This is a genomic window from Mesorhizobium sp. RSR380A (assembly GCF_054719385.1).
In genome coordinates, this window is sequence record NZ_JBTTIB010000001.1 from 1077295 (window position 1) to 1093624 (window position 16330).

The window sequence follows — 16330 nt, forward strand, 5'->3', positions numbered from 1 at the left end:
TCAGGTCGACCCGACAGGAGCATACTCCATGGCTGACACGCCGACACCCGATGCTTCGTTTCTCGCGGCCCTGACGACAGAGCATTTCGTGCAGCAGACAGCGATCAGCACGTCCATAAGTGAAATGGCGTCGCGGACGACCATCTACATTATGGCTCTGTCGAGCGCTCTGGTGGCAACGGGCTTTGTTACGCAGTCCTCCGAGTTCTTCCTGCCGTTTGTCGCGGTTGTGCTGCCATCGGTCTTTTTACTGGGTGCCTTTACCGTCTTGAGGTTGGTCGACATCGCCGCTGAGAACATGCAGGCCCATATCGGCATTGCCCGGATCAGAGCCTACTATCGAACTTTGGGCGACGAGGCTGCCTTCCAGTTTTCCAAGGAATTCGGTCGCTGGCCCGAAAATGACGCCGAACCTTCTCTTCGTACTGGGCCTCTCCTGGCGTACCTGACCACTGCAGCTACTATGATCGCATTCATAAATGCCATCGTCGCTGCGGCGGGCGTTACTCTGCTTGCGTTTCGTGTCGGTGCAGAACTATTGCTCGCGCTGTGTCTTGGTGCTGGAACAGCAATCGGCTTAATGACGATTTTCTATTTATACCAGCGCCTTCGGACGAAAGGCATGGTCCGCATTGCCAAACCCTATGGTTCTGAAAAGAGCGTGCTTTGAGCGGGTAATGAATGTGGTGTTTGTGTGAACGCCACCGGCATGGCAATTCCGATCTTATTGACGACCAATGCTCCACGCCCCTCGCAGGCTGTTCGCAATGGCGAGCCCTTTCGGGATCGAGATATTTGCGCAAACTTTTTTGCCCGGCATGCGTTGTTCGTTCTCCGAGCACAGGAGAAAGCCATGCAGACTAAGTCGCAGACTTCAGCCGAAGCCGCCAAGCAACGCCATATCCAGCGTGGTATCGACGCCAAAGACGAGACGAAGAGCATTGGCAAAATGCAACAAGCGATGCAAGCCGGCGCCCGCAAATATCCCGAGCCACCTTTTCCCGAGCAGCATCAACCCAAACCGGGGCATGAATGGGCGATCGAGCCCGCTCCGCTCTACGATGCGCCTTACTACCTCGGATCGAAAAAACTCGATGACAAGGTAGCGCTTATCACGGGTGGTGATTCCGGCATCGGCCGTTCGGTGGCAGTCTTGTTCGCCCGCGAGGGCGCCGACATTGCGATCGTATACTTGAGTGAAGACAGGGACGCCGAAGCGACCAAAAACGCCGTCGAAAAGGAAGGCCGGCGTTGCATACTGATAAAAGCCGATGTCAGTGAACGCGAGCATTGCCGCAACGCCGTGGCGCTGACGGTCGAAAAATTCGGCAGGATCGACGTGCTGGTCAACAACGCCGCTTTCCAAATCCATTCCAGTGACTTCAACGACCTGACCGAGGAACATTTCGACACGACGCTGAAGACCAATCTTTACGGCTATTTTCATATGGCGCAGGAGAGCGTGCCGCACATGGAGCCGGGCTCCGCGATCATCAATACCGGTTCGGTGACCGGCATCGACGGTTCCAAGCAACTGGTTGACTATTCGATGACCAAGGGCGGCATTCATGCCTTCACGCGAGCGCTTTCGGGCAATCTGGTCGGCAAGGGCATCCGGGTAAACGCGGTCGCGCCAGGTCCGGTGTGGACGCCGCTCAACCCTTCGGACAAGGAAGCCGACGACGTCTCGAAATTCGGCGCGGATACGCCGATGAAACGGCCAGCGCAACCGGAAGAACTTGCCCCGGCTTACGTGTTCCTCGCCTCGTCGCATTGCTCGAGTTACATCACGGGAGAGATCCTGCCGGTGGTCGGTGGCTACTGAGGTCGCGGAACGTATTTCGTTGCATTGGGCTACCGAGTAGACGGCACGCGACGACGTCGTCTCCAGGGAGACGCTTGCCGCGCTCGATCGCTTCAAGAAACGCGTGATCGGTGCCGTGCGCCGCCGCTACACGGCACCCGCCACGGCTCCGGACCAATAGCGCTCCGTGTTGGTCGAAATCCTCGCTCGCGTTTTCAATTTTCTGAATTTCCGCTTGGAACTCTCCCGCCGGCATACCGTTCAAACGTCATTGAGCCAGGAGAACGACCATGCCACGAGGCGACAAATCGAAATACAGCGACAAACAGGAACGCAAAGCCGACCACATTGCCGCAGGCTATGAGAAGCGCGGTGTTTCCGAGAAGGAATCCGAGCGCCGGGCATGGGCGACCGTCAACAAGGACGATGGCGGCGGCAAGAAAGAAGGCGGCTCGGGTCGTGGTAAACACACCGGACACCCCGCGGCCCACAAGGGTGGGAAAAGCGGCGGCAAGGCATCGGCTTCACGGTCAGCCGCAAGCCGATCGGAATCGGCAAAGAAGGCAGCGGCAACACGCAAGCGGAATGCCGAGCACCATGCCCATTAACTGCCCCGCAACAGGTTCGGAACGCCATGAAACCCAAGCTCGTCGATCAGGTTAGCGGGCAAAGAATTTTCGTCGTGGTGCTCGACCTCGGCGACGAACGCTTCGCCGCGCTGACCGCCTTCGCAACCGACAAGAACATCGCCGACAAGAACATCGGCAGTGCCTCTTTGACTGCGATCGGAGCGTTCGGCGCCGCCTTGATCGATCTTGATGCGTGAGGTTGGCAAGCGCCTACCCGGCTCCTTGGCCATCAAGGGCGGATGTCTCTGTGGCAGGATCCGATTCAGCGCCGGGATCGAACCGAGGGTTCACTACTGCCACTGCGATATGTGCAGACGAGCGACCGGCAGCGCGTTTGCAGTTCTTGCCTGGATGCCCTGCCAAAGCCTGACCTGGAATTCCGGAACGCCAACATATCGAAGGTCTTCGCCGATCGCGCAAAGAGGCTTCTGCCCAGAATGCGGGTCGCCGCTCAGCCTTTGCTACGACGCGTCGCCAACCGAGATCGCGCTGCACGTCGGTACCTTCGATGATCCGGCTCACCTGGTGCCTCGGTACAACTACGGTTCAGCGCAGCGCCTTGGTTGGGTGTGCTGCGGAATAGACCTACCGGACCGCGACACCGAGGAGCGCTGGTAGCGCCGCCTGTTGCGAATGACCTAGATTGCCGATCAGGAATGCGGCCCTTGTCGCCGTGCCCCGAAAGTGCGGTCTCGATCTGCCCGGCCTGCCGACGTGGCCAGACCGTCGACAAGCCCTAAGCGCTAGCCGGTTTTGATCCTTTGGGGGGCCGCATTCTCTATCGCGAGGAAAATCGCTTCGAACAGATCCTCGTCGCGGAAGGGCTTGCCGAGCAAGGGCACGTCGGCCGGCCGATCGGCAATCTCCCGGGCATCGGCATAGCCCGTGATCATGACCGCTGGCCAGTCCGAGCGCAAATTGCGCGCGAAGCGGATTACGTCGACGCCGGATACGAGTGGCATGGCGAAGTCGGTGATAATGACGTCGAACTTGTCGGGAGTGCGCTCCATCATGCCCAGCGCCTCCGCCCCTCCTCCCGCGCAGGTCACCTCGAAACCGCGCTGGCGAAGGGACTCGGCGGTCAATTGCCGCAAAACATGGCTGTCGTCGATCAGGAGGATTGATGGGTGCTCCATTCCGGCATCGGCGAACGCTCGTTCAATGTCGGGTTCCACCGCAGGATCCACCGGCTGTTCGGTCGAACGTGGCAGCCAGAGTTGCATGGTAGTTCCGCGGTTGACGACGCTTTCTATGCGAAGTGTCCCACCTGACTGCTTCATGAAGCCGTAGACCGTGCTGAGACCGAGGCCCGTTCCCTTACCGACCGGCTTGGTGGTGAAGAACGGTTCGACGACCTTGGCGACAAGATCGGGTGGTATGCCGGATCCGGTGTCCTTGACGGCGATCAGGACATAGTCGCCCGGCGGAATATCCTCTGTTTGCGTCACGATCGATCGATTCTGCGCATGCACGGTTATTGTCCCGCCAGAGGGCATGGCGTCACGCGCGTTGAAAACCAGATTCATCAGGGCCAATTCAAGTTGGCCTGCATCGACATGCACCGGCCAGATCGTGTCATCGATCTGCCAGTCGAAACGGATCAACCCCCCCAGTACGGGCGCCACCAATCCATTCATCGTGTCGCCCAGCGCAGCAAGGCGCACCGCTTCCGGCTTCAGGGTCTGGCGCCGCGAGAATGCCAGCATTCGCGCCACAAGGTCAGCGCCTTGTTTTGCAGAACGCCGCGTCAGGTCGAGTACCTGTTGCGCCTGATCATCCAACGTGGCCCGGCGTTCAAGCAGCCCTAACCCACTGAGAATTGCGGCGAGCAGGTTGTTGAAATCATGCGCCAGGCCGCCGGTTAGCTTGCCGATAGCGTCGATGCGCTGGGATTGAAGCAGCTGATCCTCAAGACCGCGCCGCTCGGTGATGTCAAGCAATGTGCCGATGATTTCCGGTTCACGGCCATCTGAGCCGTCCGACATCACCCCCTGGTCGAGAAAAATGCGATACTCGCCATTGGCGCATTGCCAGCGGAACTCGCACGTATAGGAGCCGGTGGTTTTTGCCGCCAGCAGCGCTTCCCTCAATCGCGGCAGGTCGTCCGGATGAACGCGGCTGAGACCGAACTCTGGATCCGATGTCAGGTATTCAGGCGCAAAGCCGGTCAAGCGCTCGACGCCCTCCGTAACAAAGCGCGCCGCAAAGGGCGGCTCGGCTGCCCGAGCATGAAAGCAGACCGGCAACGAATTCAGGATGGCGTCCTGCCGTTGCTCGGCGCTGCGCAGCGCGCGTTCGGCCTGAAGCTTGTCCTTGTGCGCCTGCAACGCCTGCGCCAATAGTCCCTGCTCGACCTCCGCCTTGCGCTGGATCTCGAGCGTCTTCTCGTGGAGTTCGACGAAAACCGCGACTTTCGAACGCAGCATGATCGGATCGAATGGCTTGAACACATAGTCGACCGCGCCGGCATCATAGCCGCGCAGCATATGCGCATCCTCCTTGTTGATGGCGGTCAAGAAGATGATTGGGGTGCGCTTGGATTGCTCGCGCTGGCGGATAAGTGCGGCCGTTTCATACCCGTCCAACCCTGGCATGAGGACATCCAGGAGAATGACGGCGAACTCCTCTTTCAGCAAAAAGCGCAGAGCCTCTTCGCCCGATTGGGCGCAGATGACCTCTCCGATAGTCGCGAGCACTTCGCTGATCGCCAGCAGATTGCGCTCATCGTCGTCCACCGCCAGGATACGGGCTCTTGCCGGCCCTTCGGCAAGAGCTGCCACCTCAAGTTTCCTTACCCTGTTTCTTGCCAGCTTTTGCATCGAACGGCCGTCAGTTCGCTGCCAGGAGAATTTTTTCCGGGCTCTCGACACGGGATCGGGCACGTCCGATCCAGACACGAAGCAGCGCCAGCAGGAGATCCAGATCGACGGGTTTGGCGATGTAGTCGGAAGCCCCGGCATCCAGACATTTTTGCCGATCCCCCTTCATCGCCTTTGCGGTGACGGAAATCAGCGGGATATGAGCAATCGCCGGTGTGCCGCGAATCCGCCGCATCGTCTCGTAGCCGTCCATCTCCGGCATCATGATATCGATCAATGCCACGTCGACATCGGGCGCCTGTTCAAGAAGCGCGATGCCATCACGGCCCCGCTCGGCATGCAGAACCTGTATGTCATAGGTCTCCAGAACACTCGTGAGCGAATAAATGTTACGAATGTCGTCGTCGACGATGAGAACTTTCGCCCCGGCGAGATCGGACTTGCCGTTGTGTTCAGTTCCTGCCCAGGCCTCTTGGCGACCTTCTCCCGGCAGCGTTGCCGAAATATGCAGCGCCAATTGAGCGAAGTTCTCCGCCCGCGGTGCTTCCGCCAAGGCCGGGTTCAATGCCAGTACCTGTTCAAGCGCGTCCGGGTGAGGTGTAAAGAACAGCAGCTGCGGCAAGGCTTCGCCGAATTGGCCGGTGATCTCGTCCAGCGCCTTTGCGTTGTCCTTGGCGGAGCGTCCAAAGCCGAGCACGACGGCATCATAGAAGGCGAGGCCAACGTCTTCTGCATTTGCCGCAACACGACCGATCGCGGTGACCGACGTTACGCCGTCGCGGATTGCCTCGACCAGAGCCAGACGCCGCTCCGGGTCAGGGTCCACGACCAGAACGCGGCGCTGAACGCGGAGCTTCTTCGAGTGGATATCCTGAAACACCTTCATCAGCTCGTCCGAGGAAACGGGCTTGGTGGAAATGCTGGACGCCCCCTTGCGTGCGAGACTGTCGATGTCTTCGGCACCCGAGATGACATGGATAGGAATTCCCCTCGTCTTCTGGTCATGCCGCAGCAGATCGAAAAGCACCCAGCCATCGATATCCGAAAGTCCGAGATCAAGTGTGATTGCGTCGGGAACGAGCTTGCGGGCCAATGCCAGCGTGCCGGAACCTGCAGTCGACAGAACGCCTTTCAGCCCGGCCGACCGGGCGAGGCCAAGCAGCAACCCGCCAAAGGTCGGATCGTCTTCGACGATCAACACGATCCGATCGGTGGGTAGGATTGAATCGCGGTCGTCGATCAGCTCTGCCGAGGGCGGACTGCTGAGCAGAGCTGTCGCAGCAACCGCCTCCGCCGCCGGAGCCAAGGTCGACTGTACTGTCGTCACGCGGGGGCCGTCGAACGGGATGATGAGGGTAAATGTCGACCCCTTGCCCGGCGTGCTTTCGACCCGCAATTCGCCGCCAAGCAAGCGAGCGATCTCGCGGCTGATCGAGAGCCCAAGGCCGGTGCCGCCATACTTGCGGCTGGTGGTGCCGTCGGCCTGCTGGAAGGCCTCGAAAATCAGCTTCTGTTTGTCTTCTGGAATGCCAATGCCGGTGTCGGTGACGGCGATCGCGAGAGCCTTCACCGGCTGCGTCGCGCCATTGCGGCGGCCGGCCTTTTCAACCCGGAAGTTCAGGCTGACCTCGCCTTCCGAGGTGAATTTGAATGCGTTGGAAAGCAGGTTGAGGACAATCTGCTGCAAGCGTTTCTCATCTGTGCGGACCGTGTCGGGAAGCGCCGGATCGACCTTGATGGTGAAGCCAAGTCCCTTGTCGGCTGCCAGCTGACGAAAAGTTCGTTCCATATGCTGGCGAAGATGCGTCACCGGCATATCGTTGATGTCGATGGAAACAGTGCCCGACTCGATCTTCGACAGATCGAGGATATCGTTGATGAGGCTGAGAAGATCGGTTCCTGCCGAATTGATGGTGCGGGCGAACTCTACCTGTTTTTCGTTGAGGTTGCCGTGCTGGTTGGTCGCCAGCAGGTTTGACAAAATGAGCAGCGAATTGAGCGGCGTGCGCAGTTCGTGGCTCATATTGGCCAGGAATTCGGATTTGTATTTCGACGTGAGCGCCAGTTGCTCGGCTTTTTCCTCCAGCGCGCGTCGCGCCATCTCGATTTCGAGATTCTTGTTTTCGACCTGCTTCTTTTCGTTCTCGAGCAGCTGCGCCTTTTCCTGCAGCTCCTCGTTTGTCGCATGCAGCTCTTCCTGCTTTTTTGTCAGCTCGGTTTGACGCGCTTGCAATTCCGACGTCAGCAGTTGCGACTGCTTGAGCAGGCCCTCCGTGCGCATCGTCGCAGCGATGGTGTTGAGAACGATGCCGACGGATTCCATGAGCTGGTTGAGGAACGACTGGTGTGTGTCACGAAACTCGCCGAACGAGGCGAGCTCGATGACGGCTTTGACTTCATCCTCGAACAGGGCAGGCAGGATGATGACATTGGCTGGCGAGGCGCTGCCAAGACCAGATGTGACCCGAAGGAATTCTGGCGGCACATTGTCCAGCATGATGGCGCGCTTGTCGGCGGCACTTTGCCCAACCAGGCCCTCTCGCAGATCAAGCCGCTGCTTGATGGCAGCCTTGCTCTCGGCGCCATAGGAAGCCGCCAGCTCAAGATAGGATTCCTCCTCGTCGCGATTGGTGACGTAGAACACCCCATACTGGGCGTTCACCAGAGGAGCGAGTTCGGACATGATGAGCCGCGAGACGGTGGCAAGGTCGCGCTCGCCTTGCAGCATGCGCGAAAACCGGGCGAGATTGGTCTTCAACCAGTCCTGCTCGGCATTCTTCAGCGTCTGATCCTTCAGATTGCGGATCATTTCGTTGATGTTGTCTTTCAGCGCGGCGACCTCGCCGGAGGCTTCGACGCTGATCGAACGGGTAAGATCGCCCTTGGTCACCGCCGTCGAAACCTCGGCGATGGCACGCACCTGGGTGGTCAGATTGGCAGCGAGTTGATTGACATTGTCGGTCAGGTCGCGCCAGAGGCCGGCGGCACCTGGCACACGCGCCTGACCACCGAGCTTACCCTCGATGCCCACCTCACGGGCGACGTTGGTCACCTGGTCGGCAAAGGTGGCAAGCGTCTCGATCATGCCGTTGATGGTGTCGGCCAGCAGGGCGATCTCTCCCTTCGCGTCGACCGTCAGTTTGCGCCTGAGATTGCCTTGCGCGACCGCCGTCACGACATCGGCGATGCCGCGCACCTGATTGGTCAAGTTCGTCGCCATCAGGTTGACGTTGTCGGTCAGGTCCTTCCAGGTACCGGCAACACCTTCGACGCGCGCCTGGCCACCAAGCTTGCCCTCGGTGCCAACCTCACGCGCGACTCGGGTGACCTCGCCGGCGAAGGAGTTCAACTGGTCCACCATGGTGTTGATGGTCGACTTGAGCTCCAGGATTTCGCCCTTCACATCGACGGTGATCTTCTTCGACAGGTCGCCGCGCGCCACGGCGGTCGTGACTTCGGCGATGTTGCGCACCTGGCCGGTCAGATTCTCGGCCATCGAGTTCACATTGTCTGTGAGATCCTTCCACGTGCCGGCAACGCCGCGCACCTGCGCCTGGCCTCCCAACTTGCCTTCCGTGCCGACCTCGCGTGCCACGCGCGTGACTTCCGAAGCGAAGGAATTAAGCTGGTCCACCATTGTGTTGATGGTGTCCTTCAGCTCCAGGATCTCGCCGCGGACATCGACGGTGATCTTCTTCGAAAGGTCCCCGAGCGCCACGGCGGTGGTTACCTCGGCGATGTTGCGCACCTGGCCGGTCAGGTTGGCCGCCATGGCGTTGACGTTTTCGGTCAGATCCTTCCACGTGCCGCCGATGCCGCGCACCTGGGCCTGGCCGCCGAGCTTGCCATCGGAGCCGACCTCGCGCGCCACACGTGTCACTTCCGAAGCGAAGGAATTGAGCTGGTCGACCATCGTGTTGATGACGTCCTTGATCTGCAAGATCTCGCCCAGCGCGTCGACGGTGATCTTCTGGGTCAAGTCGCCGGTCGCTATGGCCGTTGCCACCTTCGACACGTCACGCAACTGCACCGTCAAATTGCCGGCCATGGCGTTGACGTTGTCGGTCAGATCCTTCCAGGTGCCACCGACGCCTTCGACATGCGCCTGGCCACCAAGCTTGCCTTCCGATCCCACTTCGCGGGCCACACGCGTGACCTCAGAGGCGAAGGAGTTCAGTTGGTCGACCATCGTGTTGACGGTGTCCTTGAGCTCCAGGATCTCGCCTTTGACGTCGACGGTGATCTTCTTCGACAGGTCGCCGCGCGCCACGGCGGTGGTGACTTCTGCGATGTTTCGAACCTGGCCAGTCAGGTTGGCGGCCATGAGATTGACGTTGTCGGTCAAATCCTTCCATGTGCCGCCGACGCCCCTCACCTCTGCCTGGCCGCCCAGCTTGCCTTCGGTGCCGACCTCGCGTGCCACGCGCGTCACTTCCGAGGCAAAGGAGTTCAGTTGGTCGACCATCGTGTTGATGGTGTCCTTGAGTTCCAGGATTTCGCCTTGCACGGCGACCGTGATCTTCTTGGACAGATCGCCCGACGCGACCGCCGTGGTCACCTCGGCGATATTGCGCACCTGACCGGTCAGGTTCTCGGCCATCGAGTTGACGTTGTCGGTGAGGTCCTTCCAGGTGCCGGCGACGCCGCGCACCTGCGCCTGGCCGCCAAGCTTGCCTTCGGTGCCAACCTCGCGTGCCACGCGCGTGACCTCGCCCGCGAATGAATTCAGCTGGTCCACCATCGTGTTTATCGTGGATTTCAGCTCGAGAATCTCGCCCTTCACGTCCACCGTAATCTTCTTCGACAGGTCGCCCAAAGCCACCGCGGTCGTCACTTCGGCGATGTTGCGCACCTGGCCAGTCAGGTTCTCGGCCATGGAATTCACATTGTCGGTCAGATCCTTCCACGTACCACCAACACCCTCAACGCGCGCCTGGCCGCCAAGCTTGCCTTCAGTGCCGACCTCGCGCGCCACGCGCGTCACTTCCGAAGCGAAGGAATTAAGCTGGTCCACCATCGTGTTGATGGTGTTCTTCAGTTCTAGGATTTCGCCCTTGACATCGACTGTGATCTTCTTCGACAGGTCGCCCGACGCGACCGCCGTCGTAACCTCCGCGATGTTGCGCACTTGCCCGGTCAGGTTCGTGGCCATCGCGTTGACGTTGTCGGTCAGATCTTTCCACGTGCCGGCGACGCCCTTGACCCGGGCTTGGCCGCCGAGCTTGCCTTCCGTACCGACCTCGCGCGCCACGCGCGTCACCTCAGAGGCGAAGGAGGCCAACTGGCCGACCATGGTGTTGACGATCTTGCCGATGCGCAGGAATTCGCCGCGCAGCGGTCGGCCATCAATTTCGACCATCATGGTCTGCGAAAGGTCGCCCTTGGCGACGGCGCCGATAACGCGCGCAACCTCAGCCGTTGGCTGAACCATGTCTTCGATGAGATCATTGACTGAACGGACACTGGATTCCCAACTGCCGGTGGCATTGCGAACCCGGCCGCGCTCGCCTATCCGCCCCTCCTTGCCGACGACCCGGCTCAAGCGCTCGAACTCGCGCGTCACTTGGTCGTTGAGGTCAGCGATCTCATTGAAAGTCTCAGCTATCTCAGAATCGAGGCCTTCATAAACATTGTCGATGCGGACGGAGAAATCGCCGCGCCGGAAGGCTTTCAGAGAATTCAGGATGCTTCGACGGTCCAATTGCTTCTTGGATGCCTGCACGGTCACAGCGCCACTCCCAGCCCTATGGATTTATACGGATAAAGTTGCCCCCGCGGCCAATGGTGGATCGCGCCGCAAGACCCCAAACGCGGCATCTTCAATTTTGTTCCATCGTGCCGTGAATTCCAGGCCGACGGTTGCGCCTTGGTTTGAACGCCGGATTTTCATGATGCGGTTGTGGATTTATCGTGCTTCAGCCGACCACGACACGTCATAGCCGTTTGCCATTGCCAGAGAGGCATGAATTGCGTTGCGCAACTCGGAAGGCGAGGCAGCCACCCGGTGGTCGAAGCTCACGGCAATTTTCTTGCCGGACATGGCATGGACCATAAGCCCGACAATTCCTCGTCGTCGCAGCGACACTCAGGAAACTTGCGCGGATTCCATCGACCGCAAACGCCGTCGACACAATGTCGTCAGCGCGATTGCCAGCGACTAGGTTTCAAGGTCAATGACTTCGCTTTTCAGCAAATCACCCTCCCAGCGGAAGGCCGACGGCAGAGGCGCCGGATGTCTCGCAAAGATTGCTAGATGCCGGCATCGAGTCTTCGGCGCTGTATCCTGTCCATTCTATGACGGTTGGCCGCGCTGTCGATAGCTCTGCAAGGCTTTGTACGCTTCCAGACACTGATTCACGCGAGCGAGCAGATCAGGCAATCGTGCCGTTCATATACGTTTTCCGGTTCACTGTAGTGCCGTCCGCCAACTGAAACAGTCCGCCCGACCAGAATGACGATTGTCGGCCCTTTCACTTGGAGCCCCCCAGATCAGCGAGTGAGTTGTGGCCAACACTCCAACACCTCCGCCATGCTGGCCGCCTCAATCTGCTCACTGAAGCGGGAATGGTAGACTTCCATCAGTGCGTCATGGGTCTGGTCGGCAGAGCTGCAGATGGCATCGGTGACGAGAATGACGCGAAAGCCACGATCGATGGCGCCAAGCACGGTCGCGAGAACGCAAACGTCGGTTTCGCCACCGGTGATCACGAGCGCACGCACGCCGGAGCCACTCAGCAGCGCGTCGAGCCGCCCCTCGGTCCAGGGCGAATAGACATGTTTGTCGACCACCGTCGCCGGCGGTACAAATCGTGCAAGTTGAGGCATCAGCTCGATCAGGCGCGGATCGATGTTGGAAAGGGTTACCTCCGCCCACCGACGATAGTAGTTTGCCCACATTCCCGGCGCCTCGCCCGGGCGGGCGGCAGGAATGAAGCGCGTGAACAGGGTACGGCTGGCATGTCTGGCGACCAGTTCTTCGATCGCCGGGACCACCTTTTCAGCCCACGGCACGGGCCAAGGTCCACCCGGCGCAAACAGGCGCTGCATGTCGACGCACAGATGCAGGCCATCGTCGCCTATTGGTCCGTGAATCAATCCTTGGGCGGCCACTGGTGGATTCCGTCGGGTTTGGGTTACTGGCCTGCCTGCCGCGCTGCATCGGCCTCAGCCACATCAACAGTGTAAAGCAATTCACCGTTTTCGTTGGATACCCTCACAAGCCAGCCGGACAGAGCGTCCGTGCCAGGCTGCAGGTCGGCGAGAAGATCGATTGCGCAGCGGATAGCTTCGGACCGGGCCGCCTCAAGGCTCGCCATCCTCGACGGCGGTATGCGTCGGCTGGTTTCGCCATCGCGATACTCAAAGACATATACGTCGCCGGCGCCGTCGCTTGCAGAGGTTATCTCGACCTGGTCGAAATTGCCGTTGCTGCTCGCGTCATATTCATTGGCTGCGAGATCAAAGGTCGCTGTCTGGACCAGGATTGCCTTTGCGCGGGCAAGCACGTCATCTTCAGCTTGTATCCCGACGTTTGCCATGTCCACCGTAACGCAGTCGCCGCCCTCGCCGCAAAATATCACCCGGCGAACCGACTGCCCGTCTGGCGCCCTGGCATTCACCACTTCGGTCCGAACGACTTGCATGACACTCTCCTGCCTGTGTCTGACAATGTTCATGGTGCGCTTTCGGTTCCTGCGGATGCAGGCGCCGGCCCGGCTGTCGAGACCGACAGGATTTCCCCCACCGGACATTCACGGTGCACCGAGCCCCCGCCGCAGGAACAATTCGAGCGGAAACGCGTTGCCCTAGCTGGAAACGGGATAAGCGCAAAATGGCCGCGCCACGTGCTGCCTGGAAGGGCTTCTTGAAGGTTGGTTCGGTTACTTGCGGCGTGAAGATTGTCGGCGCAACCAGCGAAGCATCCAAGATCCATTTCAAGATTTTGAACCGCAAGGACGGTCTGCCGGTCAGGAGCGTCTACGCCGACGAGGAGACCGGAAAGCTGGTGGATGCAGCGGATCAGGTGAAGGGTTTCGAGATCGAAAAGGACGAATTTCTCCAGATCGAACCTGACGACATAAAGGCGTTGAAGCTGACGTCGAAGCACACGCTCGAAGTCGGCGAATTCGTATCGATTGACGATATCGATACGCGCTATCTCGAGAAGCCCTACTATCTGATCCCGGCCGACGGCGCCGCAATCGAAGCATACGGAGTGATCCGCGATGCCATGAAGAACAAGGGCGTGGCTGCTCGATCCTGCGTGGTGCTCTACCAGCGCGGCCGCGAAGTGCTGATTCAGCCCTATGGCAAGGGGATGGTGATGACCGAGCTTCGCAACCACAACGAAATGGTTTCGGAAAGCACTGTGTTCGATGGATTGGCCAAGCAGAAATACGACCCCGATCTGCTCGAAATCGCCGGCATGCTTATTGACAAAAAAGTGACGACCTTCGATCCCTCGAAATTTGAAGACACCTATGAAGACGCGCTGATCGCCATGATCGATGCAAAGCGCAAAGGCAAGAAGCTGCCGAAGCCGGCACCAAGGCCACAGGAGAATGTCATCAACCTCGCTGAGGTGCTGAAGAAGAGCCTCAAACAGGAAGGGCTGGCGAGATCCACAAAGAGAGCCTCACCGAAACGCAAGACAGCATAGTTGGTAACTGCCCAGCCAGAAGGTCCGCACAGCAGCCCCAGCCGCCCTAAATCGCTCGGAACAATTCTCGCGGTTGCCCGTTGGCCACCAAGTTATGGCCGAGATCAAGAACGTCGACAGGGCAGTCCTCAAAGAGCCAGAGGCAGCGGATGCCAACATTGCGCTCAAAGGAGCCGGAACGCAGGACTCTGATCGAGCGTCGACAAGCCCCAGGACCGCTGGCCATCGGTAAAATACATGGGGTGTGAAAGGACCCTTTCGCCTCCAGACGCGGCGACGCGCGACCTGTGGCGGGCCGAACCCCACGCCCAAGCGAAACCCGGAGAATAGATGTGCCCCCCAAACCAGAGCCAACCGAAGAGCCGCCAGTGGATGCGCCGACGTGGACGCCGGACATACGCGAGCCTGAGCCGGATCTTCTTCCCGACGAAGTGCCAGTTCCTAATCCGGACGAGAATCGTGATCCGCCAAAGCGAGGCGTGGTGACAGACTGAACAACGGGTTTGGTCCGGCATCCTCCTGCAAAGGCGTTTATCTCGCCGCCGGGTTCAAGATCGCCAGTGAAATGCGACTGGATTTGGCTGCGCCGAATGCTTGACGGATTTGGTCTCCATAGTGTGGACCTGCCGACGCTTCGCCAAGCCTCATTTTCCAAGTATCTGTTCGAACGTGCATTGCTTCGGGCTTTTGTCAGGACGCCATCGCAGAAATTTGGTGCCATGACGGAAACGATCCCCGGTGACATGATCGAACCGCACCTCCGCCACCAGTTCGGGCCGCAATGGCTCCCATTGTCCGCTTCTTTCCGTGCTCCACCGACTGGGACCGCCCGGCGCTTTTCCCGTGAAGCCAGGAGCCGATCGCAAAGCTTCAAGTTGTCGCGTAAGCTTGGCCCTGTCCTCCCGGGCGATCGTCGAAGTGAACCCGACATGGTCGAGTTGCCCCTGGTCATTGTACAGGCCAAGCAACAGGGAGCCGACTTCACGCGAATTCGCCAGGTAGCGGAACCCTCCGACGACACAATCGGCCGTGCGCAGGTGCTTGACTTTGACCATGGCGCGCTCGCCGGGTCGATATTCATCATCGAGAAGCTTGGCAACGACCCCGTCGGTCGAACCTTGTCCGGATTGGCCAAGCCATCTGCCTGCCGCCGCCAAATCACGCGTTGCCCGAGACAGTTCGAGATCCTTTCGCCCGGCCGACTTCACGAACAGTTCGAGTGCAGCGCGCCGAACCGAGAGCGGCTGCTGCATCAAGGCGCCCTCGGAGGTCGCCAACATGTCAAAGAGGATCAGCTTTGCCGGCGTCGCGACCGACAGTTTCCGGATCCTGCTTTCCGCCGGATGCAGCCGCATCTGCAAGGCGTCGAAAGAAAGAGAGCCTGCAATTTCGATGACGATCTCACCATCGACCACGAACTCTTTTGTTTTCAGTTCATGCAACATCGCGACGACTTCCGGGAAATACCGCCCTAACGGCTTGCCGGATTTTGCACGCAACTCCACGGCCGCGCCGGCTTTAAAGGCCAGGCAGCGGAACCCGTCCCATTTGGGTTCGTATTGCCATCGGCCAGCATCGGCCGGCAACGTGTCGGCAGCCTTTGCTTCCATCGGCGCCGTGCTCAACGCCACGCCGAAAGACAATTTTACACTCGTCGGCAGATCGCGAGAGATGGCAGATTCGCCCGTCATGAAAGTTCCGTGGACAACGATGGAGATCGACTCAACGCAGCACTGGTGCCGGTTTTGGAAAAATCATGCTTCAACAGGGTTAGGTCATGATGAGATTTCAACCAGATCTCATCATGACCTCGGACGGTCTACTCGGCAGCCTGCATGTTGATCTTGCTTTCCGCCATTTCGGTGAGCTTGCGATCGGTCGCCTGCTCTTCTTTCAGGTTCTTGGCCAACACGTTGGCGCAGTCGCTGCGGCCAAGCTGCTTGGCCCAGGCGATGAGCGTGCCATATCTGGTCATCTCATAATGTTCGACCGCCTGCGCCGACGCTATCAGTGCCGCGTCTAGGACCTCCTTGTCGTCAACGTCGCCGCTCACATCGTCGGCTTCTTCGAGAATGCCGTCTATCGCCGGGCAGTTGACCTCCTTGGCCTTGACGCCATGCAATTCGAACACCTGTTCGACGCGCTCGATATGGCCTTTGGTCTGCTCGAGGTGTTTTTCGAATCCGGCCTTCAATAGCGGATCGGTTGCCTTGCCGATCATCTTCGGCAGCGCTTTCTCGATCTGCTTTTCGGCGTAATAGATGTCGCGCAGCGTGTGCACGAAGAGATCGTCGAGTGTCTTGATGTCCTTCGAAAAGAAGCCCATGGCCTTACCTTTCATTGTGCAGAAGTTCGGGTTTGGCGGCGGCTTGCCCGCCACCCGCGGAGGCCGGGAACTCGTCCCGGCTTGCTGGTCAAC

Annotated in this window: 13 protein-coding genes; 6 read left to right on the forward strand and 7 right to left on the reverse strand. The window is 59.5% G+C overall.

Translation table 11 applies throughout. From position 1 onward, the window contains the following. The first annotated feature begins 28 nt into the window (after nucleotides 1–28). The 5 genes from ACYG9Z_RS05205 to ACYG9Z_RS05225 all read left to right on the forward strand — a co-directional run bounded on the left by ACYG9Z_RS05205 (nucleotide 29) and on the right by ACYG9Z_RS05225 (nucleotide 3051). Nucleotides 29–670, forward strand: a complete 642-nt coding sequence (locus tag ACYG9Z_RS05205) for a hypothetical protein (RefSeq protein ID WP_023691383.1) — start codon at nucleotides 29–31, stop codon at nucleotides 668–670. A 183-nt stretch (nucleotides 671–853) separates the two neighbouring features. Further along, nucleotides 854–1825, forward strand: a complete 972-nt coding sequence (locus ACYG9Z_RS05210; RefSeq protein WP_023668089.1) for an SDR family oxidoreductase — start codon at nucleotides 854–856, stop codon at nucleotides 1823–1825. Nucleotides 1826–2094: 269 nt separating this feature from the next. Further along, nucleotides 2095–2412, forward strand: a complete 318-nt coding sequence (locus ACYG9Z_RS05215; protein ID WP_023687854.1) for a hypothetical protein — start codon at nucleotides 2095–2097, stop codon at nucleotides 2410–2412. A gap of 26 nt (nucleotides 2413–2438) precedes the next feature. Further along, nucleotides 2439–2630: a PPC domain-containing DNA-binding protein gene (locus ACYG9Z_RS05220; protein ID WP_023752145.1), complete on the forward strand. Its 192-nt coding sequence runs from the start codon at nucleotides 2439–2441 to the stop codon at nucleotides 2628–2630. After that, nucleotides 2623–3051, forward strand: coding sequence for a GFA family protein (locus ACYG9Z_RS05225; RefSeq protein WP_084566308.1), 429 nt, complete (start codon nucleotides 2623–2625; stop codon nucleotides 3049–3051). The genes ACYG9Z_RS05220 and ACYG9Z_RS05225 overlap by 8 nt, the downstream gene beginning before the upstream one ends. Before the next feature lie 125 nt (nucleotides 3052–3176). Here ACYG9Z_RS05225 and ACYG9Z_RS05230 read toward each other — a convergent pair whose 3' ends face one another. The 5 genes from ACYG9Z_RS05230 to ACYG9Z_RS05250 form a co-directional block, all read right to left on the reverse strand. Next, nucleotides 3177–5315 (reverse strand): response regulator, encoded by a 2139-nt coding sequence (locus ACYG9Z_RS05230; RefSeq protein WP_245259910.1) that lies wholly within the window; start codon nucleotides 5313–5315, stop codon nucleotides 3177–3179. Then, nucleotides 5263–10974, reverse strand: a complete 5712-nt coding sequence (locus ACYG9Z_RS05235) for a HAMP domain-containing protein (RefSeq protein WP_031195793.1) — start codon at nucleotides 10972–10974, stop codon at nucleotides 5263–5265. The genes ACYG9Z_RS05230 and ACYG9Z_RS05235 overlap by 53 nt, the downstream gene beginning before the upstream one ends. A gap of 183 nt (nucleotides 10975–11157) precedes the next feature. After that, on the reverse strand, nucleotides 11158–11292 hold the full coding sequence (locus ACYG9Z_RS05240) for a hypothetical protein (protein ID WP_280790991.1): 135 nt from the start codon (nucleotides 11290–11292) through the stop codon (nucleotides 11158–11160). A gap of 449 nt (nucleotides 11293–11741) precedes the next feature. Then, nucleotides 11742–12362: a cysteine hydrolase family protein gene (locus ACYG9Z_RS05245; protein ID WP_023687850.1), complete on the reverse strand. Its 621-nt coding sequence runs from the start codon at nucleotides 12360–12362 to the stop codon at nucleotides 11742–11744. A gap of 23 nt (nucleotides 12363–12385) precedes the next feature. Continuing rightward, complete coding sequence (locus ACYG9Z_RS05250) at nucleotides 12386–12928, reverse strand: DUF6894 family protein (protein ID WP_023700055.1); 543 nt, start codon at nucleotides 12926–12928, stop codon at nucleotides 12386–12388. A gap of 155 nt (nucleotides 12929–13083) precedes the next feature. Between ACYG9Z_RS05250 and ku the strand changes: the two genes are divergently transcribed. Beyond that, a complete protein-coding gene (gene ku, locus ACYG9Z_RS05255) occupies nucleotides 13084–13911 on the forward strand; it encodes a non-homologous end joining protein Ku (protein ID WP_023681176.1) in 828 nt (275 codons plus the stop codon). A gap of 644 nt (nucleotides 13912–14555) precedes the next feature. Here the strand turns inward: ku and ACYG9Z_RS05260 are convergent. Further along, on the reverse strand, nucleotides 14556–15602 hold the full coding sequence (locus ACYG9Z_RS05260; RefSeq protein ID WP_023752149.1) for an ATP-dependent DNA ligase: 1047 nt from the start codon (nucleotides 15600–15602) through the stop codon (nucleotides 14556–14558). A 128-nt stretch (nucleotides 15603–15730) separates the two neighbouring features. After that, the gene (locus ACYG9Z_RS05265) at nucleotides 15731–16237 is read right to left on the reverse strand and encodes a YciE/YciF ferroxidase family protein (protein ID WP_023752150.1); all 507 of its coding nucleotides are present in this window, start codon (nucleotides 16235–16237) and stop codon (nucleotides 15731–15733) included. Between the last annotated feature and the right edge of the window lie 93 nt (nucleotides 16238–16330).

Coding starts and splice junctions, on each gene's coding strand:
- ACYG9Z_RS05205 (WP_023691383.1), top strand. CDS start 29: ATGGCTGACACGCCGACACCCGATGCTTCGTTTCTCGCGGCCCTGACG.
- ACYG9Z_RS05210 (WP_023668089.1), top strand. CDS start 854: ATGCAGACTAAGTCGCAGACTTCAGCCGAAGCCGCCAAGCAACGCCAT.
- ACYG9Z_RS05215 (WP_023687854.1), top strand. CDS start 2,095: ATGCCACGAGGCGACAAATCGAAATACAGCGACAAACAGGAACGCAAA.
- ACYG9Z_RS05220 (WP_023752145.1), top strand. CDS start 2,439: ATGAAACCCAAGCTCGTCGATCAGGTTAGCGGGCAAAGAATTTTCGTC.
- ACYG9Z_RS05225 (WP_084566308.1), top strand. CDS start 2,623: ATGCGTGAGGTTGGCAAGCGCCTACCCGGCTCCTTGGCCATCAAGGGC.
- ACYG9Z_RS05240 (WP_280790991.1), bottom strand. CDS start 11,292: ATGTCCGGCAAGAAAATTGCCGTGAGCTTCGACCACCGGGTGGCTGCC.
- ACYG9Z_RS05250 (WP_023700055.1), bottom strand. CDS start 12,928: ATGAACATTGTCAGACACAGGCAGGAGAGTGTCATGCAAGTCGTTCGG.
- ku (WP_023681176.1), top strand. CDS start 13,084: ATGGCCGCGCCACGTGCTGCCTGGAAGGGCTTCTTGAAGGTTGGTTCG.
- ACYG9Z_RS05260 (WP_023752149.1), bottom strand. CDS start 15,602: ATGACGGGCGAATCTGCCATCTCTCGCGATCTGCCGACGAGTGTAAAA.
- ACYG9Z_RS05265 (WP_023752150.1), bottom strand. CDS start 16,237: ATGGGCTTCTTTTCGAAGGACATCAAGACACTCGACGATCTCTTCGTG.